This window comes from Flavobacterium magnesitis, from assembly GCF_041729735.1.
GTDB classification, from domain to species: domain Bacteria; phylum Bacteroidota; class Bacteroidia; order Flavobacteriales; family Flavobacteriaceae; genus Flavobacterium; species Flavobacterium magnesitis.
This window is the reverse complement of the sequence record NZ_JBCFQK010000005.1, coordinates 78226-95380: the sequence shown is the minus strand read 5'-3', so window position 1 is coordinate 95380 and position 17155 is coordinate 78226. Positions and strand designations below refer to the sequence as shown.

Annotated in this window: 14 protein-coding genes; 4 read left to right on the top strand and 10 right to left on the bottom strand. The window is 33.9% G+C overall.

The annotated features are described in order from the left end of the window. Positions 1 to 165 precede the first annotated feature (165 nt). The 3 genes from sucC (at position 166) to AAGV33_RS05510 (ending at position 2711) form a co-directional block, all read left to right on the top strand. Entirely contained in the window at positions 166 to 1359 is a 1194-nt protein-coding gene (gene sucC, locus AAGV33_RS05520; RefSeq protein WP_373390954.1) for an ADP-forming succinate--CoA ligase subunit beta, read from the top strand. Positions 1360 to 1738: 379 nt separating this feature from the next. After that, positions 1739 to 2038 (top strand): hypothetical protein, encoded by a 300-nt coding sequence (locus tag AAGV33_RS05515; RefSeq protein WP_373390953.1) that lies wholly within the window; start codon positions 1739 to 1741, stop codon positions 2036 to 2038. Between the two features lie 331 nt (positions 2039 to 2369). Continuing rightward, positions 2370 to 2711, top strand: coding sequence for a hypothetical protein (locus tag AAGV33_RS05510; RefSeq protein WP_373390952.1), 342 nt, complete (start codon positions 2370 to 2372; stop codon positions 2709 to 2711). 95 nt (positions 2712 to 2806) lie between these two features. Here the strand turns inward: AAGV33_RS05510 and AAGV33_RS05505 are convergent, their stop codons facing one another. Genes AAGV33_RS05505 through AAGV33_RS05495 form a run of 3 tightly spaced genes read right to left on the bottom strand, consistent with a single transcriptional unit; the run spans position 2807 to position 5371 of the window. Then, a complete protein-coding gene (locus AAGV33_RS05505; protein WP_373390951.1) occupies positions 2807 to 3274 on the bottom strand; it encodes a DUF1456 family protein in 468 nt (155 codons plus the stop codon). 39 nt (positions 3275 to 3313) lie between these two features. Next, on the bottom strand, positions 3314 to 4354 hold the full coding sequence (locus AAGV33_RS05500) for an aminotransferase class I/II-fold pyridoxal phosphate-dependent enzyme (RefSeq protein ID WP_373390950.1): 1041 nt from the start codon (positions 4352 to 4354) through the stop codon (positions 3314 to 3316). Positions 4355 to 4360: 6 nt separating this feature from the next. Next, positions 4361 to 5371, bottom strand: a complete 1011-nt coding sequence (locus AAGV33_RS05495) for a dipeptide epimerase (RefSeq protein WP_373390949.1) — start codon at positions 5369 to 5371, stop codon at positions 4361 to 4363. Between the two features lie 322 nt (positions 5372 to 5693). Between AAGV33_RS05495 and AAGV33_RS05490 the strand changes: the two genes are divergently transcribed. Continuing rightward, positions 5694 to 6098, top strand: a complete 405-nt coding sequence (locus AAGV33_RS05490) for an excinuclease ABC subunit B (protein ID WP_373390948.1) — start codon at positions 5694 to 5696, stop codon at positions 6096 to 6098. Here AAGV33_RS05490 and uvrB read toward each other — a convergent pair. The 7 genes from uvrB to AAGV33_RS05455 all read right to left on the bottom strand — a co-directional run bounded on the left by uvrB (position 6095) and on the right by AAGV33_RS05455 (position 17155). Continuing rightward, the gene (uvrB, locus tag AAGV33_RS05485; RefSeq protein ID WP_373390947.1) at positions 6095 to 8086 is read right to left on the bottom strand and encodes an excinuclease ABC subunit UvrB; all 1992 of its coding nucleotides are present in this window, start codon (positions 8084 to 8086) and stop codon (positions 6095 to 6097) included. The two genes, AAGV33_RS05490 and uvrB, sit on opposite strands and share 4 nt — an antisense overlap. 171 nt (positions 8087 to 8257) lie before the next feature. Then, positions 8258 to 10774: a glycoside hydrolase family 95 protein gene (locus tag AAGV33_RS05480; protein ID WP_373390946.1), complete on the bottom strand. Its 2517-nt coding sequence runs from the start codon at positions 10772 to 10774 to the stop codon at positions 8258 to 8260. Positions 10775 to 10966: 192 nt separating this feature from the next. Beyond that, complete coding sequence (locus AAGV33_RS05475) at positions 10967 to 11677, bottom strand: endonuclease/exonuclease/phosphatase family protein (RefSeq protein ID WP_373390945.1); 711 nt, start codon at positions 11675 to 11677, stop codon at positions 10967 to 10969. Positions 11678 to 11792: 115 nt separating this feature from the next. Continuing rightward, positions 11793 to 12755 carry a 23S rRNA (adenine(1618)-N(6))-methyltransferase RlmF gene (gene rlmF / locus AAGV33_RS05470; protein WP_373390944.1) on the bottom strand — a complete coding sequence of 321 codons (963 nt, stop codon included), beginning with the start codon at positions 12753 to 12755 and terminating at the stop codon, positions 11793 to 11795. 231 nt (positions 12756 to 12986) lie between these two features. Beyond that, the gene (locus tag AAGV33_RS05465; RefSeq protein ID WP_373390943.1) at positions 12987 to 13649 is read right to left on the bottom strand and encodes a thiamine diphosphokinase; all 663 of its coding nucleotides are present in this window, start codon (positions 13647 to 13649) and stop codon (positions 12987 to 12989) included. 277 nt (positions 13650 to 13926) lie between these two features. Continuing rightward, positions 13927 to 14745, bottom strand: coding sequence for a DUF4249 domain-containing protein (locus AAGV33_RS05460; protein ID WP_373390942.1), 819 nt, complete (start codon positions 14743 to 14745; stop codon positions 13927 to 13929). Positions 14746 to 14773: 28 nt separating this feature from the next. After that, the gene (locus AAGV33_RS05455) at positions 14774 to 17155 is read right to left on the bottom strand and encodes a TonB-dependent receptor (RefSeq protein WP_373390941.1); all 2382 of its coding nucleotides are present in this window, start codon (positions 17153 to 17155) and stop codon (positions 14774 to 14776) included.

Genomic DNA, 17155 nt, shown 5'->3' with positions numbered 1-17155 from the left:
AAAATCTTTTTTTCGCTGAAAAAATGAACGCAAAAGCATCTTTTTTTAACTTTATTTATAAGATATTTTAAATCCTTAAAAACATTGCAGATTTTAGTTCATTTTTGCTACTTTTGTCGGACTCATATTTTGAAATAAATTCAGAATCCAGACAAATTCTATATTATGAACATACACGAATATCAAGGAAAAGAGATTTTAGCAAGCTACGGAGTACGCGTTCAACGCGGAATCGTTGCTAATAATGCGGTTGAAGCTGTTGCTGCTGCAAAACAATTAACTACCGAAACTGGAACAAGTTGGTACGTTGTAAAAGCACAAGTTCACGCTGGTGGACGTGGTAAAGGTGGCGGGGTTAAACTGGCTAAAAATTTACAACAAGTAGAAGAGATTGCTGGGCAAATTATTGGAATGCAATTAGTAACTCCTCAGACTTCTGCTGAAGGGAAAAAAGTGCACAAAGTTTTAATTGCTGAGGATGTTTACTATCCTGGAGAATCTGAAACTTCTGAGTTTTATGTTTCTGTTTTATTAAACAGAGGAACTGGTCGCAACATGATTATGTATTCTACTGAAGGTGGAATGGATATTGAAGAAGTGGCTGAGCACACACCACATTTAATTTTTACTGAAGAAATTGATCCTAATGTAGGATTACAAGGTTTCCAAGCAAGAAGAATTGCTTTTAACTTAGGACTTTCAGGAAATGCTTTTAAAGAAATGGTGAAATTCATCGATTCATTATACAAAGCTTACATTGGTTCAGACGCTTCTATGTTTGAAATCAATCCGGTTTTAAAAACATCTGATAATAAAATTTTAGCAGTTGATGCTAAAGTAAATATTGACGACAACGCATTATACAGACAAAAAGCTTATGCAGAAATGCGTGATATTCTTGAAGAAAATGCAATTGAAGTTGAAGCTAAAGAAGTAGGATTGAACTATGTAGATCTTGACGGTACTGTAGGTTGTATGGTAAACGGAGCAGGTCTTGCAATGGCAACTATGGATTTAATTAAATATGCAGGTTTTGAACCAGCTAACTTCCTTGACGTAGGAGGAACTGCTGATGCTAAACGTGTTGAAACAGCTTTCCGTATTATCTTAAAAGATCCAAACGTAAAAGCTATTTTAATTAACATTTTTGGAGGAATCGTTCGTTGTGACCGTGTTGCTCAAGGTGTTGTTGATGCTTACAAAAACATGGGAGATGCTATTAAAGTGCCAATCATCGTTCGTTTGCAAGGTACAAATGCTGAAATTGCAAAAGAATTAATTGATAATTCTGGTATGCCAATTTTATCTGCAGTTCAATTTCAAGAAGCTGCTGACCAAGTACAAGCTGCACTTTCTTAATTAAGAAAGAAAGTTAATATATAAAACCTGTCTCGTTCTAAAAACGAGACAGGTTTTTTTTGTTTCTGATCCATTTTCTACTTTAATTATCAATCTTTGTATTAATTTAATATTAAGTAGGGAATATGTGCTTTTTTTTAGTGTTTTGGTGGTTTTTATGCGATTAATGAAATTTTAAAGTTTCTTTTTTACAAAGCTCTTATTAATTGTTCTGAAAGTTTTTGTACCTCGCAAAAAGTGTAAAATGAACTCTTTTATGTTTAAGTTAAGTAATTGTTTTTGTGGTTTTTATGTTGGTAATCTGTGGTAATTTTGACCTGTAATTAAAAACAAAGAAATCATGAAAAAATTATTTTTATCTGTTATCGTTACTTTATTTATGAGTACAGCATTTGCTACGGATAAGTCTCCTAATACAGCAAAAAATTTTGATGAGACTTATAAAGAGTTAACTAAAATGTTGAATACGTATCCTAACTTAGGAGGATTAGAACAAGACGTTGTGGTAAAAGTGAGAATTGCAATTAATGAAAATCATGAAATTGTTGTAATGAGCACTAATACTACTAATGAAGATTTGAATTACTACATCAAAAATACTTTAAACTATCAAAAGCTATTAGCGGGAGAATTACAAGCTGGTAAAGGACTTGTTTTCTTGGTTAAGTTTACTAGGTAGTTTACAGTAAATCAATTAAAAAAAATCCTGATTTCGTTTTATAACGGAATCAGGATTTTGTTATTTAGAGCTATTTTAAACTGATTTATTCCTAATGATTTTAATGTTTTGATATTTTTGGTTAATTTTTTTTCAACGTATTTCTATTTTTTATGCGAATAATTTAATTTTAGTTTCGTTTTTTTATTTAGCTGATATTTTTTGTTAATTATTTTTTTTCAAATCGTAAATCGCACTGTGTCAGTGTTTTATTTGTTTTTTGAATAAGAGATTTACTTACTTTTACAATGAAATCGGAAACAATTTAATTCTAATTAAAAATTAAGAAATCATGAGAAAATTAATTTTATCCGTTGTTGTTACTCTATTTTTAACAACAGCATTTGCAGCTGACAAGTCAACAGACAATCCAACAGGGACTCTTAATGAGACTTACAAGGAGATAACGAAATTGCTTAATACTTATCCAACATTTAATGGTTTAGACCAAGATGTTCTAGTGAAAGTGAGAATTGCAATAAATGAGAATCATGAAATGGTAGTATTAAGTACTAATACGACTAATGAAAGTTTGAATTATTACATTAAAAACACTTTGAATTATCGAAAGCTATCAACAGGAGAATTAGAGGCAGGAAAAGGACTTGTTTTTTTAGTTAAGTTTACTAAATAAGGGCTGTGCATTAAACACAAAATCCCGATTTCGATTTTAAAACGAGACCGGGATTTTTTTTGTTTATATGTTAAAGAAATAAAAAACTTTTAACCTTAAGATTTTTTGCTTTTTCCGTTGTTGAATTTTACTTTTTCTACAACTTGTATTTTTGGAGCCGTTTTCGGATTGTTTTTGTTAAAAGGTTTTTTAGTAGCAGCACCTGATTTTGAAGGTTTTTGATCTCCTCTTCCTTTTTCATCATCTTTAGCTGTGGCTTTAAATTCGGATCTTTCTTTTGAACCGTCTTTTTTTGGAATTTCCGATTTGTGTTTCGCTAAAACTTCATTTGGATTTTTAGGATTTTCTTTAGTTCCACGCAAATGAATAACCAAAGCATTCAGGAAATTACGTAAAACCTGGTCTCCACATTCTACATAATTAGGGTGTTTTTCGTCGCGAAAAAAAGCACCTAATTCTGATTTTGAAATTCTGAAATCTACTAATTCCAATATTTCTACTATTTGATCATCACGAAGCATCAAGGCTACGCGTAATTTTTTAAAGATATCGTTGTTTGTCATTTTTGTATTTTTTACAAAGGTACGTTATTCTAGCATTAGCTAATCATTTTCGTTTTGGTATTGATTAAGGATTTCAATTATTTTGTCCAAATCCTTTTTCTTGTGATTGGCTGTAATGATAATACGATTCAAATAATCCGTTTCTGAAGTGTATTTAAAGTTGGTGATGATAATCTTATTCGATGCTAAAATAGTATTGATATTTTCGATTTTAGGGTAAATAACGGGGTAGTTTTGATCAAACAGAATGTTGGTATTGGGAATTAATTTCGAATGAATATAAGTCAAATTTTCCCTCATTTTTTTATTCTGTTTCCAATAAATTTTCTCTGCATCTGCTAAAGTTTGTACAAAAGCGGGATTCATTCCGGCACTCGAAACAAAAGTATCATTTTCCTTTATTTTAGTAATGAAATTAATGTCGCTAGCAATTACACCACCTGATAATCCCATAGCTTTTCCTAAAGAAGAAACCAAGATCTTTCGTTTAATATTCGGCTGATTTATTGTCGAAAAAATTCCGCTACCATTTTTACCTAAAATTCCAAGTGAATGCGATTCATCGATAACCAATGTAATTTCTTTATGATTTGGAATTTGTTCCAAAACAGAAAAATCAGCTGCTGTAACAGCATTGGAAGTAACAGCATCACTTAAGATGGTGATTTTTTCGAGTTTGTTATCCAATAATCTAGGATTTAATTTCTCATTTATAAAAAACGGAATACTATCTGGATTGCTAATGGCAACATGCGTATCTGGAAAATGATAAAAAACTGATTTTTCTTGTTTTAAAGATTCAAGAACCAATCGACCAGCTAACATCCCGGAAGAAACAGTAAGAGCGGCTTCGGCTTGGATAAATTTAGCCAAGAAAGTTTCTCCTTTTTCGTAAGCGGTTAGTTTGATATTGGCATTTCTGGAACTTCCATAAGCCGTTCCCCAGCGAGTAATATTTTTAAAGAGTATTTTTTGGAATTTTTTATTTGGCGGTAAGCCTAAATAAGCTGTTCCGCCAAAGTATAGGTATTTCTCTTCGTCAATTTTTAAAACCCGATCTGGGAATTCAGTTACTTTCATCAATTATTATTTTAAAACAACTCCAGTTCCATTCAATGCAGAATAGCCAATTTTACCATTTTGAATTTGTACTCCGCTGGCAATATCTTCAGATAAAAGCAAGGCACCGTCCATATCCACATAATCCAATTGAGGTAGTAAATGTGCAATTGCGGAAATTCCCACAGAAGATTCCGTCATGCAGCCCACCATGGTTTTTAGTCCCAGTTTTTTGGCTTGTTGAATCATTCTTCGGGCTGGAGTCAAACCGCCACATTTTACCAATTTGATATTCACACCATGAAAATGATTGTAGCATTTGGAAATGTCTTGTTCAATAATACAGCTTTCGTCAGCAATAATAGGTAAAACGGAATGTTTAAAAATAACTTCATGTCCTTTCCAGTCGTCCGCTTTTAGTGGTTGTTCCAGAAATTCGACACCTAGTTTTTTTAGTTCCACAGCATTATTCAATGTTTCCTCTATTTCCCAACCGCAATTAGCATCAATTCTAAAAATGGCATCCGTATGTTCTCTTAATGCTTTTACAATGGCAATATCATCGCTGGTTCCTAATTTTATTTTATAAATCGGCCATGGCAATTCTTTCATTTTAGTAACCATTTTATCGATAGAATCAATTCCGATAGTATAATTAGTCAAAGGGTTTCTTTCAATGTTATAATCCCAAAGTTCGTGTAGCTTTTTGCCTTTTTGGCGCGCATATAAATCGGTATAAGCCATGTCTAACGCACAAAGTGCAAACATATCATGTTTTAAATAAGGATGTACTTTTGCCCAGAATTCTTCGGGAGTTTCGTCAACAGTGGATTCTATGAGCGTTTGTATGGCCTCTAAATCCTGTTTCATCATGGGCACACTAATATTGTAATAAGGATTTGAAGTTGCTTCGCCATATCCGGAGAATCCACCACTTTTTAATTGTACTATTAAAGAAGGCTGGATATCAATTGACTCTCTGGATATTGTAAAAGTGTGCCTCAGTTTTAGCTCGTATTCTCTAATGATCAATTCCATAATAGTCTGGTTTTACGATAAAATTAAGCTATAAAAATGAATATTTTTTGGTGCAGATGAAGAATTTTGATTTTCTGATTTTTCTTATCTCATTTTGAATATATAATAAAAAAGAATACCCATAAAAGTGTTTTCTTTAAAATGAAGATTTTTGTTCTAAGTATTTACAAACAAAAAAGTCGTTTTTTTATCATTTTTAGCTCTTTTTAGGCTGTTTTGGGTTGACGTAAAAATGTGATTTTTCAATTAAATTGTTTAATTCTATGTTTTTCTTTGGGTTATTATCGTAAAAAATGATATTTTAGCTAAAATTATTTACGATATGGATGCTTACGAAGAAAAAAAGAAATTGCTTTTAGAGATGATTGCTTATGCGACAGTTGATGGTCAATTGAGTAAAAAAGGCTATGATTTTTTATTTCTAATTGCCAATGAATTGAATTTTGAAAAAGGAGGATTTATTGATTTGTTAAGTCAAAAATTGCCAAAGTTGTCTGATAATATGAAATTGAACCGAATCAAACAATTTTATAAGCTGGTTGTCTTTTTTCAGAATGATGGTATTTTATACAAGCAAGATCCAGACTTAATTGTTCATATTGCAATCAGTATGGGATTAGATACAGATGCCATCCGATATTTAATAAAAAAGGTGAAAAATGCACCTAATACAGTGATTTCAGATGAAGTTCTTTGGGATATTTTTAATGAAGAATCTCAATATTAAGCAAGTTGTTCCTGTAGTTTTTTAATTTCATCACGTAATTTTGCCGCTTGCATAAAGTCCAATTCTTTAGCGGCTTTTTCCATTGATTTACGCTTTTCCCGAATGCGTTTGTCAATTTCATCTTTCGATAAATATTCGTTTACTGGTTCTGCGGCAGTATTCAAAGTATGGCCCAGTTCGTATTCTACCAAAGGATTTTTGGTAAAAGCACTGTCGATTTTCTTATTCAATGCCTGCGGAACAACATTGTTTTCGGTATTAAAGTTAATTTGTTTGGTTCTGCGATAATTGGTTTCATCAATGGTTTTTTGCATACTTGCCGTGATTTTATCGGCATACATTATGGCTTTTCCATTTAAGTTTCTCGCCGCACGACCAATGGTTTGTGTTAATGAACGATGCGAACGCAGGAATCCTTCTTTATCTGCATCTAAAATTGCTACAAGTGAAACTTCAGGTAAATCCAATCCTTCACGCAATAAGTTCACTCCAATCAAAACATCAAAAATTCCTTTTCGTAAATCCTGCATGATTTCGATGCGTTCCAAGGTATCCACATCCGAATGAATGTAACGGCAACGAATACTTACTTTAGTTAAATATTTCGCTAATTCTTCCGCCATTCTTTTGGTCAAAGTGGTTACCAAAACACGTTCGTCTAACTCACAACGTTGTTGAATTTCTTCGATTAAATCATCAATTTGATTCAAACTCGGACGGATTTCGATAATAGGATCTAATAACCCCGTTGGACGAATCACTTGTTCTACCACAACACCTTCAGTTTTTTGCAGTTCGTAATCAGCAGGTGTTGCTGATACATAAATGACTTGATTTTGCATGGCTTCAAATTCATCAAATTTCAACGGACGATTATCCATAGCAGCGGGAAGTCTAAAACCGTATTCTACTAAATTTTCTTTTCGGCTTCTGTCGCCTCCGTACATGGCGTGTACCTGAGAAAGCGTCACGTGACTTTCGTCAACTACCATCAAATAATCTTTTGGAAAATAATCCAATAAGCAGAAGGGTCTTGTTCCCGCCTGTCGACCATCAAGATAGCGAGAATAATTTTCGATCCCAGAACAATAACCCAATTCCCGAATCATTTCTAAATCGAAATTGGTTCTTTCTTCCAGTCTTTTGGCTTCTAGATGTTTGCCTATTTTTTTAAAATAATCCACTTGTTTGACCAAATCCTGTTGAATTTCCCAAATAGCGCCTTGCAATACATCGGGCGAAGTCACAAACATATTAGCGGGATAGATAGTCAGTTTTTCGAATTTTTCAATGACCTGAGATGTTTTTACATCAAAGCTTTCAATTTCTTCGATTTCATCACCAAAGAAGTGAATTCGATACGCATCATCAGCATAGCTTGGATAAATTTCCACCGTATCACCTTTAATTCTAAAATTTCCAGGAGTAAAATCGGCTTCAGTTCTGGAATATAGACTTTGCACCAAACTATGTAATAATTTGGTTCTGGAGATTTCCTGATCTCGTTGAATTTCAATAACATTTTTTTGAAATTCCACAGGGTTTCCAATACCGTACAAACAAGAAACGGAAGCCACCACCACAATATCTCTTCGTCCTGAAAGCAATGAAGAAGTAGTACTCAAACGCATCTTTTCCAGCTCTTCGTTGATGGATAAATCTTTTTCGATAAAAACTCCTGTAACGGGCATAAAAGCTTCAGGCTGGTAATAATCGTAATAAGAAACGAAATATTCCACGGCATTGTTTGGGAAAAACTGTTTGAACTCCGAATACAATTGCGCTGCCAGAGTTTTGTTATGTGCCAAAACCAATGTAGGTCTTTGGACTTCCTGAATGACATTGGCCACCGTAAATGTTTTTCCCGAACCCGTAACTCCTAACAGTGTTTGGAATTTATCACCATCAATAATGCCTTGTGCTAATTTTTCAATAGCTTGAGGCTGGTCTCCTTTAGGTTGGTAATCAGATACGACTTGGAAATTCATGTGTTTTTCTGTTGCAAAGTTGGAAGTTGCAAAGTTACAAAGTTTATCGCCAATTCAATCTAAAGGAAAAGCTAAAGAATTGTGGTGCTTCATTCGAGAATAAAAAAAACAGTCGCTTTATTTAAAAAATAAAACGACTGTATAAAGGTTTTAAAACGTTGATAGTTTTAGTTATAATTTGATTATTTGATAGGTTTTACCTTTGGATGTTTTAAATGAAATTTGATAACCATTGTCCGTTTTTTGAGAAACAATCTCAGAGTTTTTGATTTTTACTGGAACTTTGGTAATGATAATACATTCGGCACCATTTAATGATTTTATAGATGCATCGTTCAACTGTTGGTTACTCCAATTCATGTCTATTTCAAAACCGCCTCTGGCAATCAATCCTTTTACGTGACCTTCGCTCCAGGCTTTAGGCAAGGCAGGCAATAATTGAATGTAATTGGCTTGACTTTGTAAAAGCATTTCCGCCATACCAGCCGTACCAGCAAAGTTTCCGTCAATTTGGAAGGGCGGATGTGCATCAAAAAAGTTAGGATACGTTCCTCCAGCACCATTATTTTTCTTAGCAGGATCAACATAATTGAGTAATTGTCTGATTAAAGAATAAGCATGATCGCCATCTTGTAATCTTGCCCACCAGTTAATTTTCCATCCTTTGCTCCATCCTGTTCCTTCGTCTCCGCGAACTTCAAGTGATTTTTTGGCAGCATTAAAAAAATCAGTGGTCAATGGAGTGATTTCTCTTCCGGGATGCAAACCAAATAGGTGAGAGGCATGACGGTGGTGAATATCTGTTTCTTCAAAATCCTTATACCATTCCATTAATGTTCCATTTTTTCCAATTTGTAATGGATACAGTTTAGCTCGTTTTGCAATCAAGGTTTCTCGGAAAGCTTTATCAGTATCTAATATTTCTGATGCTTCAATCAAATTATTAAATAAATCTCTAATAATAGACATATCCATCGTGGTAGCAACAGATACTGATTGTTCTTTGCCTTTACTGTCTTTGAATTTATTTTCAGGAGAAGTAGAAGGTGCGGTAACCAAATAGCCGTTTTTGTCTTCGACTAACCAGTCTAAAGAAAAAATTGCTGCATCTTTCATAACCGGATAAGCTTTTTCAGCCAGGAATTTTTTGTCTCCTGTAAAACGGTAATGCTCATAAAGATGTTGTGTAAGCCAGTTTCCGCCAATCCACCAGTTCGCCCAAACAGGATCACCGTCGCCTTTATCGCCTACAGGATTACTCAATGCCCATAAATCCGAATTATGATGAGCAACCCAGCCATTCGCATTATAAAATTCGCGTGCGGTAATTTTTCCAGTTTTAGCCAGGCTTTGAATCCAATCTAAAAGCGGCTGGTGCATTTCAGAAAGATTTGTTACTTCAGCTGGCCAGTAATTCATTTGGGTATTAATGTTAATGGTGTAATTTGAACTCCATGGCGCACGAAGTTCTTTATTCCAAATTCCCTGTAAATTAGCTGGAGGTCCGCCCGGACGGGAAGAAGAAATCAACAAATATCTTCCGTACTGAAAATATAAAGTTTCTATTTCAGGATCATAAGCACCATTAGAATAGGCTTTCAGTCGTTCGTTAGAAGGTAATTTTGTTTTAGTCGGATTGTTTATGGTATCTTTTACAGCAAAAGAAACTCGGTCAAAATAATGTTTGTAATCAGCAAGATGCTTTTTGTATAATTGAGCGTATGTTTTTTTAACCGCTTTATTGATTATATCGGATGCAATCTTATTTTCATCTTTTCCATCCTTATCTGGACATTTATCAAATCCGTTAAAACTAGTAGCTGCCGAAATGTAAAGTACCACTTCGCTGGCATTTTTAATTTCAATTCCTGAATTAGTTGTTGCAACACTTCCATCTTTGTTAACCGCTTTAATACGATATTGGTAACGCATACCATCACATCCATTAGGATCATCGTAGATAATTGGTTCTTTGCCTTCTGGATTATAATAGGACGGATTTACATTTGCAGGAGCTTTTCCGCTAATAATGAGTTCGTTATTTTCTTTAGTTGATGTGTTGTATTTTAATTGACTTTTAGCCGAAATATCAAAAGTAAGTGCTCCTTTTTTGCTTGACGAAATTCGAACCAACATTACATTGTCGGGTGCTGAAGTGAAAATTTCCCGAGTATATTCAACACCATTAATCGTGAATTTTGTGGTTGCAATTGCATTTTGAATATCCAAATCACGATAGTAAGCCGTAGGTTTTGTATTATTGAAATCCTGTTTGATAAGAATATCACCTAAAGGCAAATAGGATTGCGAATACAAACCTTGCATTTTCTTAGTTAACAAGTTGGCTTTAGTATAATCTTCCTCTTTTAGTAAGGCTTCTCTAATTTGAGGCAAATAGTTTTTTGACTCCGGGTTGACATTTGTTTTTACAGGGCCACCGCTCCATAAAGTACTTTCGTTTAGTTGTAAAAGTTCTTCTTCAACGCCACCAAATACCATTGCGCCAATTTTTCCATTTCCTACAGGCAATGCTTCCACCCATTTTTCAGAAGGTTTGTCGTACCATAATTTTAGGTCTTGTGTATTTGAATTGTTTTGCGCTTCACAAAAAGAAGTGAATAGGATTTGAACAGCTACAAATGAAATGATTTTGAGCTGATTTGGTTTTGTTTTGTAAAAAGTGAGCATAAAAAGGTTGGTTTTTAATAGTGTAGTTGAATAGTTTTAGGATTTTTATCTTGAGTTGCTAAAAATAACTAAAACCTACAACTTTAGAGTAATTTGTGGGAGAATTTTAGAAATATTGGAATTTAATGATCAGATAATTGCTAAATTTTGGATGCGTAGGGAGTTTTTGTTATAAATAATTGATTTGAAAAATTATATTTGGAATTTAACAGCTACAGGTTTGTGGTCGCTATGTTTAGTCCAATTTTCATATTTTCCAATTTCCACACTTTTAATTTTGTCAATTAGATTTTTTGATGCAAAGCAAAAGTCAATATGATATGGTCTTTCAATTTTTCTATGCATAAATAGGGTTGATATCGTTTCTTTTCCTTGTTCTTGATTATAGAAACTATGATATGTACTGTAAATATTTTTGTCTTTCAAGAGGTTAACGAGATTAGTATGGTTGTAGATTCTATTTGGCTTATCCCAAATAGAACTACTATTAAAATCTCCCACAAGAATTACATTCTCTTTATTTAATAAGTTGTCATAAAAATGTACTGCATTCCAAATTTGTTCTGTGTAGCAATCGTGATTTTTAGGTTTTTGAGCCCATATCGCAAAAACTATAAACTCAATCTCATCGTTTTTTATCGATAAGGGTAATACATATTTAAATTCAGGATTGTGAATACTTAGAAGTTCAATCTTAAAGTCTGAATATGAAAATATTCCAACTCCTTTGTTTAGGTTTTGTCCGAACCAAAATTGGTCTCTAGATTTAGTTACATCACTTTTGAAAATCAATTTATCTGGATGCTCACATTCAGGCACAATTAGAATGTCTGGTTGTTCAGCCAGAATAAATTCCGCTTTTTTACGGAAAGCCATATTACAATTCCAAGTTATTATTTTCATTCTGTTTGTTGTCGTAATGTGATTCCAGTTCACTCAATTTGGATTCACTTTTTACCATAAAATAGCTTATCAACTTTAGTGAAAATAATGTTTTATTATAAAGAAAATATTTTCTTTAGAAAAGAGGTTTTACTGCTTCGAATTTCCAGTTTTTTTGTTGGGTTTCGGTAAGGAAAGTCCAGGCAAGAATGCGGCTGGTTTTTTGTCCTTGTGCCATATCGATGGTTTTTATTTGGGCAGCGTTGACTTTATTTAAGGTTTTATAAAGACTGCCAAGATGCGATTGTTTAGAAACCAAACTGGTAAACCACAAACATTGCATTGGATAACGGGCGCTTTCGTAAATCATTTGGGTAATGAAACCAAGTTCGCCGCCTTCGCACCACAATTCGCTATTTTGACCACCAAAATTTAAAACCGCTTTGGTCGATTTTTTGTTTTCCAGATTATTGACTTTTCGAAGGCTGCCTTTGCTGGCTTCTTCAGCAGATTTATGGAAAGGAGGATTACAAATCGTGAAAGCAAATTTATCTTCGGGTGTGATGATGTTTTTAAAAACAAATCGTGGTTCCAGTTGTTGTTGCAAACTAATGGCTTCAATCAATTTTGGATTGGCTTCGATTATTTCGCTGCAATTGTTTAGGGCTTTTTCGTCAATGTCAGTGCCTACAAAACTCCAGTTGTAAACTACATTTCCAATGATTGGATAGATACAATTAGCACCAACACCAATATCAAGACCTTCTACTTCAGCTCCTGTTGGAATAATTCCGTTGTTGCTTTCAGCCAATAAATCAGCGATGTAATGAATATAATCTGCTCTGCCTGGAATAGGCGGGCAAAGGTAATCTTGAGGGATATCCCAGTTTTGAATGTCGTAATAGCTAATTAATAATGCCTTGTTCAAGGCTTTTACCGCTTGAGGATTACTGAAATCGATACTTTCTATTTGGTGTTCGTTAATGAAAACAAATGGTTTTAATTCAGGATAATTCCCGATTAGCAAGTCAAAATCATAGCGTAATCGATGTGGGTTCCTGGAATGTAAATTGGTTTTCTCAGTAATTGCTTTAGACATTTTATTTTTAATTTCGCCGCAAAGGTACGATTTTCAAATTTGTTTCTAGCTAATACTTAGTTATTTGGGTGTTAATTTATTGTAGTTTTTTTGGAATGCAATTTTAAGAAAATGTAATGATTTTGTGAGTTCATTTTTATAGTCGATAAGGATTTTGGAACATAGATTTAAGAAATTAAAATAATTTTATAAATTTCTCCAATCAGTGTTTCTTTTTATTTTGCAAATGAATTAATCCATGCATTCCATCAACAATAAATCGCCTTCTTGATGTTCAATTATAACTAAACCATCTTGAACCACATGATTGCTGCTTCCGGTGCGATAACCAATAGTCAGGCTGTCATTTTTTAATGGATAAAATAGATTTTCAGAATGAATTCCGCTGACATGACCTATCGGAATTAAAGAAATAGGTGTATTTGCAGTGTACCATTTTTCGAATTTTCGAGGCAATAAAAAAACCTTAGAATGATCGTCTAGGATTACAATTTTTAATTTATTGCGGTAGCGAACAATATTAGTCAGATTAGTAATAGTATGATCGGCTCTTTTCCCTGTTGCCCAAACTACATTTGCCGCAGGAATTTTTCTTTCGTACAAATAGTCAAACGCTTTTTCCAAATCAGTTTTGTCTTGGTCGGGCGTATGTACAATTTCCAGCGGATATTGTTTTTCTTTGTAATAATCAGGATCAAAATTGCCGTCGAAATCGCCTAATAAAACATCTACTTTTATCCCCAATTCGATTACGCGTTCGATAGCAGAATCCAGCACAATAACTAGCGGTGACCATTCGAGCAATTGTCCTAATAATTCCGGATTGCAGGCAGCGCCGTTAGCAATGATTAAAGCCGGTTCTTGATCGTCGCGAACAATGTGATGTGATGACAAAGGAATGTAGATTTAGGTTTCTGAGTTAGCAAATATAGCTAATTTTTTTACCGCAGATTAAAAGATTAGCACAGATTAATTTGAGTAAATCAGTGTAATATGCGGTAAAATGAAAAGATTTCGAATGTTATAGACCTAATAGTTGATTGGATTAAATTGCCTTTGGTTTTAGTCAAATTTCTATGGCTATTTTGGCTAAAGCCAATTTAGCTGTAAATCTAAATTCCGTTGACTAAAGTCAACGGCAATTGAAGTAATGGTTTAAAATTAAAATTCACTATTCAATCTCATAACGACGCATATCGGTTTCTCCTAAATAAAAATAACCCAACGGATAATTTTGAGGATTAGTTGTATTAACAATATTTCCTCTTACAGTTGCGGGTGGTGTTTGAAATGGGCCTCCAGAATTGCCAATAATACCAATTAGAATGTTCATGTAATTGTAATATTGTTTAGAAACACCATAGTGTGTTAACTCGATTATATCTCCTGCCTTTAATTCGTCATTTTGAGAACGGCTGGAATTTTCGTTTCCTTGAGAAAATCGGTCGTCATCTACATTATAACTTACCGTAGCTTCGTTTGAATATTCGTAACGATACAAATAATAATTGTCTGCGTCTGCTGGATCATTAAAAAAAGCTTTGATTTCGATATCTTTTCCTGTAAAACCTCCTTCGTTGTTTTGTTCAATTCGAGTAATGGGAGCTAAGGATTGAAATATTTCCGTTCCTGAGTAAGTTTCGCCATCGTGAATAATGGTTAGTGTATAATTTTCACCAATTTCAGGTTCGAAAGTCGTACAAGTATATTCGCCAGTGTTTGGAATTTCTTCGAAATCAAAAACAGTATTTTGGCTATTGGTTATAAAAACGGTTGCTCCCGTTACAATAGGAACTTCAGTGTCATAATAACCTGTGGTGGTGCTTAATTTTATTTTTTGAGCATTTCCTGTACTGCCTTTAATCCAGACGATTGATGCTTCAATAACTAAACGTGGAGCAGCGCTGTCCAATTCTAAATCGATTACTTCTTCGCAGCTGCTAAACAAACCGATAAAAAGTATTAAAAAGGGGAATAGTATTTTTTTCATTGTGATATGTTTTTTTTCGAAAGAAAATTTAGAATTTAAAATTATAACTTACCGCAGGTACAATTCCAAAAATGGATGTTTTTACCGCTTCATTCATAGCTGTATCCGTATTTTGTCTAAAGGCAATGGAAGCAGCATTCTGGCGGTTGTATAAGTTGTAAATACTAAAAACCCATTCGCCTTGCCAGTTTCTGCCTTTGTTTTTAGAAGGTGTTAAAGTAGCTGAAATATCTAAGTGGTGGTAAGTAGGCAAGCGATTTCCGTTACGCAAACCGTAGCTTGGTACAAATACATCTCCATATTGGTATTTGTTGTCAGGATAGGTAACAGGCTGTCCGGATTGTAAGGAAAAATTTGCTCCAAAATCCCATTTATCATTTAAATTATAAGCAGAAGTTATCGCTAAATTGTGCGTTTTATCATAAGCGGAATTGTACCATTTCCCATAATTAATTCCTATTTCTTCAGGAGTTCGACCTGGAGTTTGTTGTTCGGATTTAGATAAGGTGTAGGAAACCCAACCGTTTAAACGCCCTTCGTTTTTCTTTAGCATAAATTCCAAACCATAAGAACGCATTCTTCCGTTTAGAATGACTTGTTCGATAGCTTCGTTGGCAATCAAATCGGCACCATCGATGTAATCCATGCGGTTTTGGATTTTCTTGTAATAACTTTCTATTTCGATAGAATAATCGCCATTTCGAATGTTTTTAAAGTAACCAATGGCTACTTGATCAGCAATTTGTGGTTTTATGTAATTGTCACTTGGCATCCAGATGTCTAATGGAGTAGGCGAGGCGGTGTTAGAAACCAGCTGTAAATATTGTACCATGCGGTTGTAACTCGCTTTGATTGCCTGATCTTCTTTGAGTTGGTACGAAATTGAAAATCGCGGTTCGAAGTTGTCGTAACTTTTGATAGTTTTGTTTTTACCGTAATATTTAGTGCCTATTGGAGTTGCTTTTTCGTAAATCTGAAATTCAGAATTGAAGGTAACAGGATTGTCGTTTTCGTATAAATTAACTGTCGAATTTCCAATTCGAGAAAACATACTATAACGTAAACCATAAGCAAGACTTAGTTTTTTAGTGATCCTATTTTCGGCTTCAATATAAAGCGAAGGCTCAAAAGCATATTTTCTATCCAATTGGTCTGGATTGATACTGGATTCATCGTTAGATGGTTTAATAGTTCCCGGATTAAAATTGTAATAAAGAGCATTTACTCCATAATTCAATTTGAAATTATCAGAAATATAATGTTTAAAATCATATTTGATATTGTAGTTTTTAATGCCAGAATCCCAATTGAAACCTACAAAATCCAACTCCAATCCGTAATAATAATCACTGTAAATTACAGAAATATTCGAAAATAATTTATCAGAAAATAAATGATTCCAACGTAAATTTAAAGTAGTGTTTCCATAAGTATTAGAGAAACTTTCGTTGATAGCAAAAACGTCACGACCAAAATAACCCGATAAGTAAATGTTGTTATTGTCGTTAATTTTATAGCTCAATTTGGTATTCAAATCATAAAAATAAGCGGAGTTGTCTTTTTGTTCTTCGGATAATTTTAGAAATAAATGCGCATAGGAAGCTCTACCACCAATTAAAAACGAACCTCTGTCTTTTACAATTGGACCTTCGGCAAGCAAACGGCTGGAAATTAATCCAATTCCACCATTCATGTGGAAATCTTTACTGTTTCCGTCTTTTTGATAAATATCTAAAACTGAAGATGCTCTTCCGCCAAAACGAGCTGGAATTCCACCTTTGTACAATTTTAAATCTTTGATAGCATCTGGATTAAAAACAGAGAAAAATCCAAAAACATGCGAAGAATTGTAAATAGTTGCTTCGTCTAGAAGAATCAAATTCTGGTCGGCACCACCACCACGAACATTAAAACCCGATGCACCTTCGCCCGCATTTGTAACTCCTGGCAACAATAAAATGGATTTAATTACATCTACTTCTCCTAAAACTACTGGCATTTTTTTGATAGCAGCAATAGAAAGTTTGTTGACACTCATTTCAGGCGTTCGAGTATTCGCCCGACCCTGATTGTCTTTAATTACCACCTCGTCTAGCATTTCGCCGTTTTCATCAAGTGCTATATTCAGTTTAGTACTTTGGGTCAACGAAACGGTTTTTTGCACGTTTTGATAGCCAATATAACTGATGTTTAGGGTTTGATTCCCTTTTGGAACACTTATCGAATAAAAACCATATTCGTTAGTAGTTGTTCCAATTTTCAAATCAGGAAAATAGAGGTTTACACCAATTAAGGTTTCGTTATTTTTAGTATCAGTAATAATTCCGCTTAGGGTGAATTTATCTTGCGCAAAAGTGGTTAGACTAATAAACAGAACGGCGAAAAGGAGAATGTGTCTTTTTGTAATCAT